This window comes from Gimesia panareensis, assembly GCF_007748155.1.
GTDB classification, from domain to species: domain Bacteria; phylum Planctomycetota; class Planctomycetia; order Planctomycetales; family Planctomycetaceae; genus Gimesia; species Gimesia panareensis.
This window is the reverse complement of the sequence record NZ_CP037421.1, coordinates 6,623,091-6,638,506: the sequence shown is the minus strand read 5'-3', so window position 1 is coordinate 6,638,506 and position 15,416 is coordinate 6,623,091. Positions and strand designations below refer to the sequence as shown.

The following is a 15,416-nucleotide window of genomic DNA, read 5'->3' as shown; positions in this document are numbered from 1 at the left end:
CTGCATGTTTCCGGCCAGTCGATTTATTTTACCGAGAGTGTTGCCAGCGTGTCTGACACTGCTGTGTCTGTTCACAGCAGGTCCTCTATGTGCAGAGAAGCCTTCCCCCGGCCTGGAACTATTCGAGAACAAAATCCGTCCCGTGCTGATTGAGCATTGTTACGAATGTCATTCCGCAGCGACCACGGATATCAAGGGAGGGCTCCGCGTTGACAGTCGCGATGCGCTGCGCAGCGGTGGTGAGTCGGGCGCTGCAGTTGTGCCGCATCGAGCAAAGGAGAGCCTGTTGCTCGATGCACTCAAACACGAATCATTCGAAATGCCTCCGGGCAAAAAACTGTCGGACGAAGTGATTGCCGACTTTGTGAAGTGGGTGGAACTGGGAGCGCCGGACTCACGTGACAAACCACCTACGCTCGATGAAGCAGCCTCGCTTTCGTGGAAGGCGATTTTCGAAAAACGGCGGCACTGGTGGAGCCTGCAACCGCTGCAGAAAGTGACTCCCCCTGTCGTCACAGACAACGACTGGTCTGAACGACCGGTCGACCATTTCCTGTTGCAGAAATTACGTCAGTCTGGCTTAGAGCCAGCGGAAGCAGCGAGTCCAAGAACTCTAATCAGGCGACTCTCCTTTGTATTGACGGGACTGCCCCCGTCCCCTGCTGAAGTGGAACGGTTTGTTACGGAAGCAAAGCAGAATCGCCAGGCTGCCTACGAAAGGCTCGTCGACCGGTTGCTGGCTTCGCCTCACTTTGGCGAGCGGTTTGCCCGGCACTGGATGGACGTCGTGCGATACACGGATACCTATGGCTATGAATGGGATAACCCGGCAAAAGGTTCCTGGGAGTACCGGGATTATCTGATTCGGGCATTCAACCAGGATGTGGGCTTTGATCAACTGGTGCGCGAGCAGATTGCCGGCGATCTGTTACCGGAGCCGCGGATCGATCACCAGAGTGGTTTCCACGAAAGCCTGATCGGGCCGATGTTTTATCATATGGGCGAGCATCGTCACGGCGACAGCATCAATTTTAATGGCATCCACCAGGAGATGATCAACAATAAGATCGATGCGTTCTCGAAAGCGTTTCTGGCAAGTACAGTCGCCTGTGCCCGCTGTCACGATCATAAGCTGGATGCGATTTCGCAACGGGATTATTATGCCCTGGCGGCCGTCTTCATGACCCCGCGCTGGACGTCACGTGTGATCGATGCACCGGGGAAACATGATGCGCTGATCAGGCAACTACAGAACCTGCGTGGTGAAATCCATCAGAAATTAAAGCAAAGCTGGCGTGCCCAGGCGGAACAGTTTCGTTCTGAACTGACTGCAGCAATAGCTGAATCGGCTGATTCCCCGCGCAGCCAACTCTGGCGTGAAGCACTGGGTTTAAAAAACGCTAAGAAACAGAAGAAAGCAGCGGAATTGAAACCGGATGACATCGCCTGGCCGGCAGCGCAACTGTTAAAAGTGACGACTCCTGCCGAAATCAAAACCAGCTGGGCTCAACTGCAGACGGCCTGGCGCACCGCCAGTGAGACACATCGACGGCAAAACGCGGAGCGGTTTCAGGTCCTGACGGACTTCTCAGAGCCTGGATTCCCCGAGGGCTGGCAGATGGAAGGGGACGGCATTCGCTATGGATACGTCACTGATGGCACGCCCTTGATTGCGCTGGAGGGGGAGCAACTGATTCAGCAACTGCTGCCACGCGGCTATCACACGCATGCACTCTCTTCGAAATTACCGGGCGCGATCCGACCTCCCTCTGAACGGGATCTGCCAGGAAAGATTGTCAGCCTGAAGCTGGCGGGGGGAGAATGGAGCGGCTTTCTCCGTGTGCCCGACAATGCCTTCCAGACCGAGAACGTAATCTTCTTCGACCGGAGTGAACCAGCCTGGCAGACCTTTGCCGACCGTCCCCTGGTGAACGGTATCCAGCGGATCATGTTTGAAATTGCGACCAGTGATCTGAATCCCGATTTTCCGCCCCGCACAGGCAAGACCCGCGCCGGTGGCAAACTTCTGCCTCCAGAGGACTTTGGTTTCGACAAACGGAGCTGGTTCAGTGTGACCGAAATAGTCAGCCACGATCAGACAGGAACGCCCGCCGATGAACTGGAACGGTTTGCCTCTCTGTATGAACAGCCTGCCCCCAAAAATTCGACCGCGGTCTGCCAGCACATCGGAAACTGGCTCACCGAAAGCGTGGATCGCTGGAGTAGAGATCAGGCGAGTTCTGCTGATGTGGAGCTGATTAACTGGCTGCTGGAGAAACAGCTGCTCAATAACAATTCAGCAGCTGGTTCGCGTCTCAAAAAACTGGTTTCTGAGTATCGTCAGCTAGAGGAAAAGCTACCGTTTGCTCACACGGCCAACAGCATGGATGAGCGTGGCTTGACCGAAGTCTCTTACCCACTGAATATTCGCGGGAATGTCGATGATCCAGGCAAACTCATTTCCCCTGATTTTCTGGATGTCTTTGCCGGCCGGCACCAGGTTCCCCAGAGTCCGGGCAGCGGTCGGCTGGAACTCGCGGAATATCTGGTCAGCCCACAGCACCCCCTGACTGCACGTGTCTATGTCAACCGGGTCTGGCAGTGGGTCTTTGGTGAGGGACTGGTCAGAACTCCCAATGACTTCGGACACCTGGGAGAACAACCCACGCATCCAGAACTGCTGGACTATCTGGCACAGGAATTTACCAAAGGGGGCTGGTCGACCAAACGTCTGATTCGCAGGCTGGTGCTCACCGAAGCATTTCAACAGTCAGGAATCGTGTCAGACCAGGCAAGGAATATCGATGCGGACAATCGCCTGTGGCATCACTATCCCACCCGGCGGCTGGAGGCGGAAGCGATTCGCGATGCGCTGCTGGCTGTATCCGGCAGACTGGACCGCCGCTTATATGGTCGACCGATCGCTGCTCCCCGCCCCAAACCGGATCCCTCAAAACGATTATTCAACGGACCTTTAGATGGTGCGGGACGACGATCCATCTATCTGCAGATGTCGATTATGGACCCACCCCGGTTTCTGGTTGGCTTCAATCTGCCCGACCTGAAACTGCCCACTGGAAAACGGGATGTGACGAATGTCCCCAATCAGGCATTAATCCTGATGAACGATCCGTTCGTAATGTCTCAAGCAGAGGAGTGGGCCAAACGACTGCTCGCTGATTCTTCTGACACAGTTGAGCAGCGACTGCAGCAGATGTTTCTCGCTGCTTATGGACGCAGTCCGGATGCCGGTGAAATTGAACGCTGGATGGCTCTGATTCGAGATCTGGGAAACACGCGTGAACAGACAGTGCTGTTAGACAACCCAGAAGTCTGGCAGCACGTGGCACACGCGATGTTTAATACCAAAGAATTCATTTATTACCGGTGACTGATATGCAGAGTTCATCATTCCGTTCGAGCAACTGCCCGGGTGCCTTAACCGTCCACAGTCGACGTGGATTCCTGAAACAGACGAGTGCCGGTTTCGGCTGGCTGGCACTGGCTGGCCTGCTGGGTGAGCAGAACCGGCTCCACGCGTCAACCAGCCCGGTACAGCCCCATCACACGCCTCGCGTCAAGAATGTGATTTTCTGCTTTATGGATGGCGGGCCAAGTCATGTGGATACTTTCGATCCGAAGCCGGCCCTGAAAGCGCACGAAGGAAAACCGATTGGGGCAGGGGCCGTCTCTAAACGCTCGCAATCCAGTGCGGGTCGCGTCTGGCTGGGAAGCCCCTGGAAATTCCAACAGCGGGGCGAAAGCGGGTTATGGGTCAGTGATCTGTTTCCGCGTCTGGCGAACGTGGCGGACGAACTGTGCGTCATACGTTCCATGGTGGGAGAACTGCCCCTGCACGGACAGCAGAATCTGCTGCTGCACACGGGACGGATTATCGGACAGGCACCAAGCATGGGAGCCTGGGTTTCCTATGGTCTGGGAACCGAAAACCGGAATCTGCCGGCCTACGTGGTGTTGAATAATGACTGGGTTCCCAATGGGGGACTGGAAAATTTTGGCAGTTCGTTTCTCCCTGCCACGCACCAGGCGACGCAACTGCGTGCTAAAGGGGTGCCCGTCGATAATATTCGGCCGAGTGACTCATTCTCCCTGCAGAAACGCAAACTGGAATTACTGGCTGCGCAGGATCGAGTGTTTGCCGACAGGGCTTCGGCCGCTTCCCCTATTGAAAGTGCGATCGCCAATTACGAAACCGCATTTCGGATGCAGACGCTGATTCCCGAGGTTTCCGATATCAGTCAGGAACCGGCGCACATTCAGCGCGAGTACGGTGTCGATTCTACAGACGAACATCAGCACTACTACGCGACTCAGGCGTTACGGGCCCGGCGGCTCGTGGAAGCGGGAGTCCGTTTTGTGGAGATCACCTGCCCCAGTTTTGACAGCAACAACAGCCCCTGGGACCAGCATGGACTGCTCAAGAAAAACCATGAGAAGAATGCGCGGATTACCGAACAATCTGTCGCGGCGTTGATTACCGACCTGAAACGTCGCGGAATGCTCGATGAAACCCTGGTCGTGTGGGCCGGTGAAATGGGGCGGACACCGCATACACCGAAAGTCACACCAACCTGCGGCCGCGACCATCATGTCAACGGATACAGTCTGTTTCTGGCCGGAGGTGGTTTCAAGCCGGGCATCACCTTTGGTGAGACCGACGAGTTCGGTAACGCGGTAGTCGAACGACCGCTTTCCATTCATGACATCCATGCGACGATCCTGCATCAGCTGGGGTTGGACCATGAAGCGCTGACATTCCGGCACGGCGGGCGTGATCATCGTCTGACCGACGTGCATGGTCATGTCATCCAGGAAATCTTGAGTTGAGAAACCAATGCATGAAGTTCCGATGAAAAGTCAGATTCGCTTCTGATTTAAATGACTCTTCAGTTGCTCGTCCCCTGTGCGAGGTCTTAAAATCAAATTAACCTTCCTGGAATGCCGTGCACCGAAATCCGGTCCGCCGACGTGCCATTCCCTTAACGCGTGAACAACGCAGATAATTTCGATACAAATCCACTCCTGCCACATTCCCATTAATCAGGTTGATTACATATGTTCGATTACAAACGGCTCAATGAAGCAGTCAAAGCTGAAAACGGTATCAGTCGGCGTCTCTTTCTTTCGTATGGTGCAGCGCTGTCAACGCTGCCTCTGCTGGGACGCGCCAGCTGGGCAAATCCTTCTCCCGTGTTTCAGAAAGATCCCTTTACCCTGGGAGTCGCTTCAGGCGATCCTGACCCCACCAGTGTGATTCTGTGGACCCGTCTGGCTCCTGAGCCCCTGCAGCCGAATGGGGGACTAGGTCCTGAGGCGATCGAAGTGAAATGGGAACTGGCTGAGGACGAAGGGTTCCAGAAGCTGGTTGCATCCGGGACCGTTCAGGCGACTCCTCAACTGGGCCATTCCGTGCATGTGGAACCCAAAGGCCTGAAGCCAGACCACTGGTACTGGTACCGTTTCCAGGCGGGTGATGCCGTCAGCCCCGTAGGCCGGACACGGACCATGCCCGAGAAAACGGCGATGCCGGAACAGCTCAAGTTTGCCTTCGCCTCCTGTCAGAACTATGAACAGGGGCTGTTTACCGCTTACGAGCAGATGGCACAGGACGATCTGGACCTGGTCTTCCACCTGGGCGATTATATTTATGAATATCAATCCGGAAGGAACGGAAAGATCCGTACGCATTTCGGTCCCGAGATCGAATCGCTGGGCGATTACCGGATTCGCCATTCCCAGTACCGTGCCGATCCGCTGCTGCACAACATGCACGCCCAATGTCCCTGGTTTGTGACCTGGGACGATCATGAGTTCGATAATAACTGTGCAGACGACGTCTCCGAAGAACTGGATGCTGACCCGATTGACTTCATGTTGCGGCGGGCGAACGCGTATCAGGCCTATTACGAAATGATGCCATTGCGTCCCGGCTGTCTGCCACAGGGACCGCACATGCAGCTCTACCGTCAGGGCGGCTTCGGTCGCCTGGCCGATTTCCTGGTGCTGGATACACGTCAGTACCGGAGCGATCAGCCCAACGGGGACAAGAAATCACCGCTCAATCAATCCGCACTGGCGCGCAGCAATTCACTGCTGGGCGGCAAGCAGAAAAACTGGTTGCAGTCACAGTTAATTACATCAGAGGCCACCTGGAACATACTGGCTCAACAGGTCATGATGGGCATGGTGAGTTTCCCTTCGAAAGAAGAGGAGCGGGTCTATTCCATGGATCAATGGCCCGGTTGTGCTTATGAACGGATGCAGCTGATGAAATTTATCGCAGAACGTCGTGTGCCGAACCCGGTCGTACTGACCGGGGATATTCACTCCAACTGGGTGAACAATCTGCGCGTGGATGACCGCAAGCCCGAAACACCAGTCGTGGCGACCGAGTTTGTCGGCACATCCATCAGCAGTGGCGGAAATGGCGTACAGAAACGCAAGGAACATGCCGATATTCTGTCCCACAACCCCTGTGTGCAGTTCCAGAACTCCGAGCGGGGTTATGTCCGCTGCACATTGACACCGAAAAACTGGGTCAGTGATTACATGGTTGTGGATGATGTCACCCGACCGGGAGGCCATGTCACACCGCGAGCATCATTCGTCGTGGAGGCGGGAACGCCTGGAGCCCATCCGGCTTAAGCCCTGACGCTGAGTGCACGATGTTGACATTCGACTGAGATCAGAGCCCTGCGTGTGGTTCGGTCTCAGTCGCAGTCTGCTGTGTCACCCAGTGCAGGAGAGTTTTTGCGAGTACTTTACTGTTGACCGGTTTACTCAAATAATCATTACAGCCAGAGTCGAGGCACTTCTGTCGATCGTCCGACATCGCATGCGCGGTCAGAGCGACGATGGGCAGATCTGCCCCTGCTTTGCGCAGTGTGCTGGCCAGCGTGTAGCCATCCATTTCAGGCATCTGCATATCTGTCAGCAGCAGATGGTAAGGCTGTCCCTCCCGCTCCGCTTCCTGGAATTTCTGGAGTGCGATCGCACCATTGTCAGCCACATCGACCCTGGCCCCTTTCTTCTTGAGCAGAAAAGAAATCAGTCGCTGATTGTCGGGCCCATCCTCGGCGAGCAGGATCCGCGTCCCTGGGGGGAGCGTGAGAGTAGCCGGAGGCGCCGGTTTTTCCGAATTTTCGATGTCGTCCTGTAAACGGCTGGTGATAAACCGCGTCTCGGGTAACGTTTCGATGGGTAGAGTCAAGCGGAAGCAGGTTCCTTTGCCCTGTTCGGTCCGAACCAGCGAGACTTCTCCATTCATCAAACGGGCCAGTTTACGGGAAATGACCAGCCCCAGCCCTGTCCCCCCATGCTGCCGGGTGACCGAGGTATCGGCCTGAGAAAACGCGTTGAATATCTTTTGTGCCTGTTCGAGCGACATGCCTGGGCCGGTATCCTGGATATCGAACTGCAGGAACGAAGTGTCTCCCTGTTTAGACAGTTCCACTATCAGTTGAATTTGCCCCTGTTCGGTGAATTTGACTGCATTCCCGACGAGATTCATCAAAATCTGTCGCAGTCGAGTCGGGTCGCTTTTGATGACATCGGGGATGGGATTCTGAATCCGGGTTACCAGATCAACTCCTTTTTCCGTCGCCGGTGGACGAAGCAGACTTTCGATGTGATCCAGAATGTGGAATACCTGTGTCGTTGTATAATCCAGCTGAACTTTCTGCGCCTCAATCTTGGAGAGATCCAGGATGTCATTGATGACCGTCAGCAGATGGTTACCAGCCTCCTGAATCGTATTGACCGCCTGATCCCGTTTCCTGGCTGAGGTCGCAAATTCGGGATCATTTTTCAGCAGGTCAGCGTAACCCAGGATGGCAGTCAGCGGAGTACGGATTTCGTGACTCATATTGGCCAGGAACTCACTCTTACTTTGCGATGCAGCCAGTGCCGCTTCCTGTGCCTGTTTAAGTTCAGTAATATCATTTCGGATCGCGAGATAACCGGTGGAATTCCCTTCGCCGTCTTTCATGGTCGCGATCGTCGTATCGACCCAGTACAGTTCGCCATTTTTACGACGATTGCAGATCTCTCCCTGCCACATCCCCTCTGAAGCAATCGTCCGGAAAACGTTTTTCCAGAATTCCTGAGAGTGAGTTCCTGAATTGACAATGCGGTGTGTCTTTCCGATGGTTTCCGTTTCTGAATACCCACTGACTTTACAGAACATTTCATTTACATGGCGAATGGTACCATTCAGTTCCGTCTCCGCCACAATGGCATGCTGATCCAGAACCTTGAGGCACAACTCCAGCCGGACCGTTGCTTCCCGAAGCGATTTTTCCAGTGCCATCCGATCAGAGATATCCACCAGTACGTTGACGGCTCCTGTGAGTTCACCTTCAAAATTGAACAGGGGACTGACATGGGCCAGGGCGGTTTTGCGTTGACCATTTTCAGATTCGACAACAATTTCCCCCCCGTGGAGTGTTTTGGCGGTATCCAGGGCCAGTGCCATCCAGCACTTCTCATGTGGAATGGAATTTCCATCGGTGTCATATAATCTGAAAGAACCACAGAAACGATCTTCCGGGTGATCAAGCTGCGGTTCCCGTCCCCAGAAATCCGCAGCCGCCTGATTATAGTAGGTAATCAGCCCCTCGGTATCGCAGGTATAGGCTGCCACCGGTAGTGCATCGAGCAGATGACGAATTTTTTCCCGGCTGTCCAGCAGTTCCTGCTCCGCCTGCTTTCGCTCCGTAATATCGTTTTCAATCGCCATGAAACCGGTGAGATTACCGTCGGCGTCCAGAATCGGGTCGGCCTTGATATGGACCCAGTACTCCGTTCCTGATTGATGATAGTTAATCAGTTCCGTTTCGAAGCTTTCACCAGCGCGGACTTTCTGAGCCATATATTCGATCGCCTGAGGATCTGTTTTCTCTCCCTGCAAGACAGCGCCCGGTGTTTTGCCAATGACCGCTTCGAGACCGTAGCCTGTGATCTCCTTGAACCGATCGTTGACCCACTCAACCCGCCCCTGGTCGTCGGTGATTACCACGCCATTGGTGGACTTACTCACCGCGGTTGCCAGCCGTGAAAGTTGTTTTTCGTTCTGTTTTTTCTCGGTGATATCGATGGCAACACCGAGGTAGCCTTCGATCTGCTGATACTGATCTCGAATTGCAGTGACTGTCAGCTCAACGGTACGCTGGCTGCCATCTTTACGAACATAAGTCCATTCGCGTTTATCAACTTCCCCCTGCTGAGCCAGGGCAATAAACGTTTCAAAATTTTCAATTTTTCGTCCGAGGGCTTCCGACAGTTCCCGACCATGCGCTTCAATTTCTTCTGGAAGATGAAAACATTCTGGGGTCCGCATGCCAATCATTTCTTTTGCAGAATAGCCCAGCAGCTGCTCAGCCCCGGGACTGAACAGGGTAATGATCCCTTCATGATCTGTAGCAATAATCGAGACTTCCGTCGCGGCCCGGATCACCCCATCCAGATGTGCGCGGGAGGTGTACTCGTCATATTGCAAAAGTAAGAATTCCGCTTCACGTTGTTTTTCCTCAGTAATATCCTGAAAGGCGCCGACCAGCCTGACCGGATGCCCCTGTTCATATTCCAGCTCCCCCTGTGCCCGCACCCAGATATGCTTCCCTTTAGCAGTGATAAATGGAAGTTTCAGATCCCAGGACTCTCCTGTTTCCAGGGATCGCTCCAATGCATTCTGAATGGCGGGACGCGCTTCGGGAGCATAAAACTTATAAGCATTTCTGATCGAGGGCTGATACCCCGGCTCTACTTCATGGATCGCATAGGTTTCCTGTGTCCAGAACAGTTCTTTCGTCTCCAGATCCAGGTGCCAGCCTCCGATTTTGGCTACTTCCCCGACGCGTGATAACAGTTTTTCGCTCTGGTTGAGCTGCAACTTCGTCAGTTTGTATTCATGGATGTCTTCAGCCGTTCCGACGATGGTCAGTTGCTCGGCATCCTCCGCGGAGAGCGTCCTGGCCTGAATGCGTACCCAACGGGAGTGCCCCAGCTGATTTTCAGCACGGACCTCCAGATCAATGGGAATTCCCGACTGCAGATGTCGTTCGACTGCTGCTTCCAATAAGCCCCGATTCCCTGGATCCAGGTGACTGCGAAAGACATCAAACTGAGATTCCGGGTACTCTGCCTCTGAAGAATATCCGAATACGCGCCAGAAAGTATCGGAGCACCAGAACTCGCCTGTATTTTTCGTCCACGACCAGGTCTCATGAAACGTTGCAGAAATGGAAGCTGCCAGTTGTGATTGATTACTCTCCAGATTCCGTGCGCGCGAATCCAGATCTGCCTGGAACTGATGCAGACTCTGGCGTCGATTTTGGATCTGCGAAAACAGATAAAGACAGATGGCATAGGAAATACCAAACAGGATCAACCCGGAAAACCAGCCAGGAGAGGCTCCGGCAGCAGCCCGATCCTCGAGCTGTCCGGAAGAGAGTGCGGACTGATATTGGGCCAGCAGGAGCATCAGTTTCTGCTCGCTGGCCAGTACTGCAGGCAACTTTGCCTGCGGAGTCTGAGCCCCTGACAAAACCTGGAGAACGTCGTTTGTAATCTGGTTGAAGAGTGGCGAAATCTGTTCATCCAGCATTAAAGCTGCAGAAACTGTTGCTGACCGACTGATTGAGTTTGATGACTGCCTGAGTTGCTGATGCTGTTCATTCCAGCGATTCAGAAGTTCGTCGAGTTTGTGATAGCTGCTGGTATTCTGATCCGGATCCTGGAGGAGCAGCAGATGTTTGACGATCTCTGTAGTCTGTAACTCAAGTCGACTGATTAACTGCTGCTGTGAATCAGCAGTGAATACAACAGTCGGTTTCGGTGCCGGTTGATACGCGTGAAACAGAATCAAAATCAGAACAAAAGTCAGGCTGGCCAGCCCGGCCTGCAGCGCGGGTGACTGAATGATACGTTTGCCCAAAGAGGATTCGCCTTCATGAGAATCAGAATGAATAATATGCATCGTTGTAAATCAAAGAAAAGGAGAGGGACGTTTATCGAGTTCATCGGCGGGAGAATGTAACAGCGCGATAAAACATCCGTGTGGGATTTACTTATAATTACTAATAATATGATTTCGGCCCTCAACTTGAGTCAGGACGAGAGAAACAGAAAATGTGAAACCCATGACTGTTATGTCTGCTGAGTGGGTTATACTGCCTTTCTGTGGAAATCGAGTTTGAAGGCAGGAGAGCGAGGGATTCCCCTGAAATCACCGCAGAAATTCCCTTGCAAGCCCCTTTCAAGCAGGGAACTGGTAGCTGCCTCCACAATGAAGTCGACAGTGCGCAAGAAAAAAGCCGCAGCAGAAAAAAGAAATTCTGCAACGGCTTTTTATGGAATACGGAGAGAACGGGATTCGAACCCGTGGAACCGTTTGCACGGCTCACTGGTTTAGCAAACCAGCGCATTCGGCCACTCTGCCATCTCTCCTGACTGCCTCGGCTACTTATAACAGAGCCGATTCAGCACTCTTTATGCTGTTTTTGCTGTGGAATGTCAACGTTTGAAGCCCTGATTATGCAGAGACTTCGGTAATTTGACACAACAGGGAAGAGGGAGTGTATCAAACCAAATTCGCAGCTGCAATAGTTTCAGCCCCCTGAGGTGCGAAAGCGGGGAATCCCGGGGGGAGGATCTGAAATCACAGCAATAATCGCCAAAACCGGTCCGGGCCTGACTGTGCAATCCGCATCCGGTACGGGCGCCTTAAGGCATTCAATGATTACCACTTACAGCATTTTACATTCAGGACTGCAGATAGTTTTCCAATGCTGTCTGCCAGTCGGGAAGTGTGTACTGAGTCACTTCTTCCAGGAGCGAGCAATCGAGAACGCTGTAGCGGGGTCGGTCGGCGGCGGCGTTGTACTGTTCTGTGGTGATAGGACTCGTTTCTACCTCAATCCCGGCAATCTCAAAGACCTTTCGAGCCAGTTCATACCAGGTGGTCTGCCCCCGATTCGTCACGTGGTACAGACCGAACTGATCTGTGCTGATCAGCCTGGTCAGCGCCTCTGCCAGATCGCGGGTGGAGGTAGGTGTACAATGCTGATCATTGATGATGGAAAGCGAATCGCGTTCGCGTCCCAGCCGGAGCATGGTTTCGACAAAGTTTCCGTTTCCGGTTTTGCCCGCTTTCCCATACAGCCCACAGGTGCGAATCACATAATGCTGAGGGCACAGTGCCCGGACAAAATATTCCCCCGCCAGTTTGCTGAGCCCGTAGGCACTGACAGGGCCCGGGGCATCCTGTTCCCGATAGCCTGCCTGTCGGGTGAGGTCCAGTCCGAACACATAATCAGAGCTGATCTGCATCAGAGCAATCTGCTGTTCCTGACAATAGCGCGCCAGATTTCGGGGGCCGAGCGCGTTGATGGCATAAGCGACTTCGGGTTCCGATTCCGCCTGATCGACTTTGTTATAGGCGGCGGTGTTGATTACCAGATCCGGCGCGGTCTCTGAAAGTGTAGAGGCGACGCTCGACGCTTCTTCGATAGAAATCTGTTGATGTGTCAGACCGGAAACCTGATGTTCTTCCTCGATCAGGCGGGTACAGAGATCCTGTCCCAACTGTCCCCGCGAACCAATGACAGTGATTTTCATATTGAACGGAATCCTTTCCTGAATCAGGTCTGTGCATCCGCATCAGGAGACGCCAGGGGCGCCACAAAGTGGACCTGTCTGGCTACCTCCTGAAAACCGAGTGATGTGTAAAGATGGTTCCCCACCGCGTTCTGTTCCAGTGTCTCAATTTTTGCCAGTGACAACCCCAGGTTGCGAAAGTGAGCCAGGGCGTGTTCCAGCAGCTGGCGTCCCATCCCCTGTCCCCGGCATTCGGGCACAAAAGCCATGTTGGGAATGTAGCCGATCCCGGCTGCCGGATCGTGCCAGGTGGAAATATACCCGACAATTCTGTCATCGAGTTCCGCTACAAAAATCCCCTCGGGTTCGCGACGGGAATCGGCTTCCACATGACCGGCTTTCCGCCATTTCCAGTCGTGCCCCTGGATCAGACCAAATTTCCGTTCGATGCCTTCATCGATCGAGACTCCCTGAAACGCTTCGACGGTAATCGCTTGCAGAGTTTCCAGGTCTGTCGGCTGATAAGGACGGATTTTCATGTGTCTCGATCAAAGTGAAACGGGGATTCTGAATCTGTAATTCATGACTGACGTCAAACTCCCGTGTATGCTATGATGTAATGAAGAAAAATGAAAGGTGAGCGGAGGAATCCCTAATCTGAGTCTTCCGTGCCACAAATCAACGTGGCCTGATAGGAAAAATGAATGTCGGACCCGGCGAGTTATACAGTAGAGCAATTCCTGGATGCCCGGATGGAGTTGCCCGATGCAGGGCGGTGGACGGAGCTGGCTCAGGGGCAGATCATCAATCTGGATGCTCCGGACATCGAACATGGCACGATTGTTTTAAACATTTCCAAATCACTTTCCCGCTATCTGCACAAGCGGGATGACGGCGCCGCCTATTTTGAACTGGGCCTGGTCGTCAAACGCGATCCGGACACGGTCCGTTTTCCAGCCGTCTGCATTTTCAAAACGGGTAGTCGATTCGACGAGCTGGATAAAGTGATCACAGAGCGCAGACCGGATGCGATCATCGAAATTGCCTCCACGAACCCCCGCCGGCGTCAGATGCAAGAACACGTCGATGAATATGTCAACTGGGGAGTCTCTTTGATCTGGGTAATTGATCCCACCGAAATGGAGGTGCTTGAATATCGTCCCGCGACTGGCAGTGAGGTGATTGACATCAATGGCAAGATGACGGGGGGAGACAGTCTGCCGGAATTCGAAATGAGCGTGAGAGACTTGTTCGCGGAGCCGGACTGGTGGTAAGTTAAGAGTAGACAGTATTCATTTAATTCGACTTCTTACTGAAAATCGGTTGCTCGCTTCAGTAAGCAATATTCAACATTCAAGGATAATTCAGGGATGCCTAAGGCACATTATGATGTGGCAGTGATTGGTACCGGCCCCGGTGGAGAAGGGGCAGCCATGCAGGCCATCAAGCAGGGAAAATCGGTCATTTCGATCGAGAAATTTTACGAGATCGGCGGTAACTGCACCCATAAAGGTACAATCCCCAGTAAGGCCTTACGCTATTCGATCCTGCGGATGTCGGAGATCAACACCTACATGCGGCAGATGGGGCGGGCCGGCATGGTGTTTGATCTGGAATTTCCCGAACTGCGCAAAACAGCCGCCTCTGTGATTCAGAAGCAGGTGGGCATGCGGCGGATGTTTTATGAACGGAACGGCGTGGACCTGGTCGAAGGTCAGGCGCGTTTTCTGGATCCGCACCATCTTCATATTGAAACGCCCAACGGTCTCACCGAAGAAATCTCGTTCGATTACGCCATCATCGCAGCCGGTTCGCGCCCCTATCGTCCGGCTGATGTTGATTTCAATCACCCGCATATTTTCTGCAGCGATACCATTCTGGATCTGGAGTTTACTCCCCGATCAATCAGCGTCTATGGGGCCGGGGTCATCGGTTGCGAATACGCTTCCATGCTGCGTACGATGGGGATGAAAGTCAATCTGGTCAACACCCGGAGTTCCCTGCTGGACTTTCTGGATGATGAAATCAGTGATGCCTTGAGTTATCACATGCGTGAGAGTGGCGTGCTGCTGCGGCATTGTGAGCATTATGAATCGATTGAAGGCACCGATGACGGCGTGATCATGAATCTGCAGTCAGGTAAAAAGCTGAAAACCGATATCATGTTGTTCGCAGCCGGCCGGACCGGGAATTCAGAAAACCTGGGACTGGAAACACTGGAAATCCAGCCCAACTCACGCGGGCAGATTGACGTCAATGATGACTTCCAGACCACACAGCCGCACATTTATGCCGTGGGTGATATTATCGGCTATCCTTCGCTGGCGAGTGCTGCCTATGTGCAGGGAAGGTATGCTGCCAGCCATCTGGATAACGGCGAGTGCGAACGGGCCCTGATCCAGGATATTCCGACCGGGATTTATACCAGCCCCGAAATCAGCTCCCTGGGCAAGACCGAACGGGAACTGACGGAAGCTAAAATCCCCTACGAAGTAGGGCATTCCATGTTCAAACATCTGGCCCGCGCCCAGATCATGAACTGCCCGACAGGGATGCTGAAGCTGTTGTTCCACCGTGATACCCTGGAGATTCTCGGAATTCACTGTTTCGGGCCCAGCGCTTCGGAAATCATTCACATTGGTCAGGCCATCATGTCGCAGCCCGGCTCGGCCAACACGCTGCTGTATTTCATCAACACAACATTCAATTACCCCACGATGGCAGAAGCCTATCGCGTGGCTGCGCTGAACGGGTACAATCGCCTGTTCTGATACATTTCTGTTAGTTCAACATTGCAGAGG

8 protein-coding genes and 1 tRNA gene are annotated in these 15,416 nt (G+C 53.5%); 5 read left to right on the top strand and 4 right to left on the bottom strand.

Annotation, left to right across the window (positions count from 1 at the left end):
* Positions 1-4: 4 nt before the first annotated feature.
* From Enr10x_RS24875 to Enr10x_RS24865, 3 genes are all read left to right on the top strand, one after another.
* On the top strand, positions 5-3,391 hold the full coding sequence (locus Enr10x_RS24875) for a PSD1 and planctomycete cytochrome C domain-containing protein (protein WP_145451717.1): 3,387 nt from the start codon (positions 5-7) through the stop codon (positions 3,389-3,391).
* A 5-nt stretch (positions 3,392-3,396) separates the two neighbouring features.
* On the top strand, positions 3,397-4,848 hold the full coding sequence (locus Enr10x_RS24870; RefSeq protein WP_145451716.1) for a DUF1501 domain-containing protein: 1,452 nt from the start codon (positions 3,397-3,399) through the stop codon (positions 4,846-4,848).
* Positions 4,849-5,076: 228 nt separating this feature from the next.
* A complete protein-coding gene (locus Enr10x_RS24865; protein ID WP_145114047.1) occupies positions 5,077-6,666 on the top strand; it encodes an alkaline phosphatase D family protein in 1,590 nt (529 codons plus the stop codon).
* Between the two features lie 40 nt (positions 6,667-6,706).
* Here Enr10x_RS24865 and Enr10x_RS24860 read toward each other — a convergent pair whose 3' ends face one another.
* The 4 genes from Enr10x_RS24860 to Enr10x_RS24845 all read right to left on the bottom strand — a co-directional run bounded on the left by Enr10x_RS24860 (position 6,707) and on the right by Enr10x_RS24845 (position 13,154).
* Entirely contained in the window at positions 6,707-10,954 is a 4,248-nt protein-coding gene (locus Enr10x_RS24860; protein WP_197997351.1) for a PAS domain-containing hybrid sensor histidine kinase/response regulator, read from the bottom strand.
* 423 nt (positions 10,955-11,377) lie between these two features.
* Positions 11,378-11,466, bottom strand: a tRNA-Ser gene (locus Enr10x_RS24855).
* A gap of 315 nt (positions 11,467-11,781) precedes the next feature.
* Positions 11,782-12,636, bottom strand: a complete 855-nt coding sequence (gene rfbD, locus Enr10x_RS24850) for a dTDP-4-dehydrorhamnose reductase (RefSeq protein WP_145451714.1) — start codon at positions 12,634-12,636, stop codon at positions 11,782-11,784.
* A gap of 23 nt (positions 12,637-12,659) precedes the next feature.
* The gene (locus tag Enr10x_RS24845; RefSeq protein ID WP_145451713.1) at positions 12,660-13,154 is read right to left on the bottom strand and encodes a GNAT family N-acetyltransferase; all 495 of its coding nucleotides are present in this window, start codon (positions 13,152-13,154) and stop codon (positions 12,660-12,662) included.
* A 165-nt stretch (positions 13,155-13,319) separates the two neighbouring features.
* Between Enr10x_RS24845 and Enr10x_RS24840 the strand changes: the two genes are divergently transcribed.
* Together Enr10x_RS24840 and sthA are read left to right on the top strand one after the other, a co-directional pair.
* Complete coding sequence (locus tag Enr10x_RS24840) at positions 13,320-13,889, top strand: Uma2 family endonuclease (protein WP_145114055.1); 570 nt, start codon at positions 13,320-13,322, stop codon at positions 13,887-13,889.
* Between the two features lie 96 nt (positions 13,890-13,985).
* On the top strand, positions 13,986-15,386 hold the full coding sequence (gene sthA / locus Enr10x_RS24835) for a Si-specific NAD(P)(+) transhydrogenase (protein ID WP_145114057.1): 1,401 nt from the start codon (positions 13,986-13,988) through the stop codon (positions 15,384-15,386).
* Positions 15,387-15,416: the final 30 nt, after the last annotated feature.

Coding starts and splice junctions, on each gene's coding strand:
- rfbD (WP_145451714.1), bottom strand. CDS start 12,636: ATGAAAATCACTGTCATTGGTTCGCGGGGACAGTTGGGACAGGATCTC.
- Enr10x_RS24840 (WP_145114055.1), top strand. CDS start 13,320: ATGTCGGACCCGGCGAGTTATACAGTAGAGCAATTCCTGGATGCCCGG.
- Enr10x_RS24845 (WP_145451713.1), bottom strand. CDS start 13,154: ATGAAAATCCGTCCTTATCAGCCGACAGACCTGGAAACTCTGCAAGCG.
- Enr10x_RS24865 (WP_145114047.1), top strand. CDS start 5,077: ATGTTCGATTACAAACGGCTCAATGAAGCAGTCAAAGCTGAAAACGGT.
- sthA (WP_145114057.1), top strand. CDS start 13,986: ATGCCTAAGGCACATTATGATGTGGCAGTGATTGGTACCGGCCCCGGT.
- Enr10x_RS24875 (WP_145451717.1), top strand. CDS start 5: ATGTTTCCGGCCAGTCGATTTATTTTACCGAGAGTGTTGCCAGCGTGT.
- Enr10x_RS24870 (WP_145451716.1), top strand. CDS start 3,397: ATGCAGAGTTCATCATTCCGTTCGAGCAACTGCCCGGGTGCCTTAACC.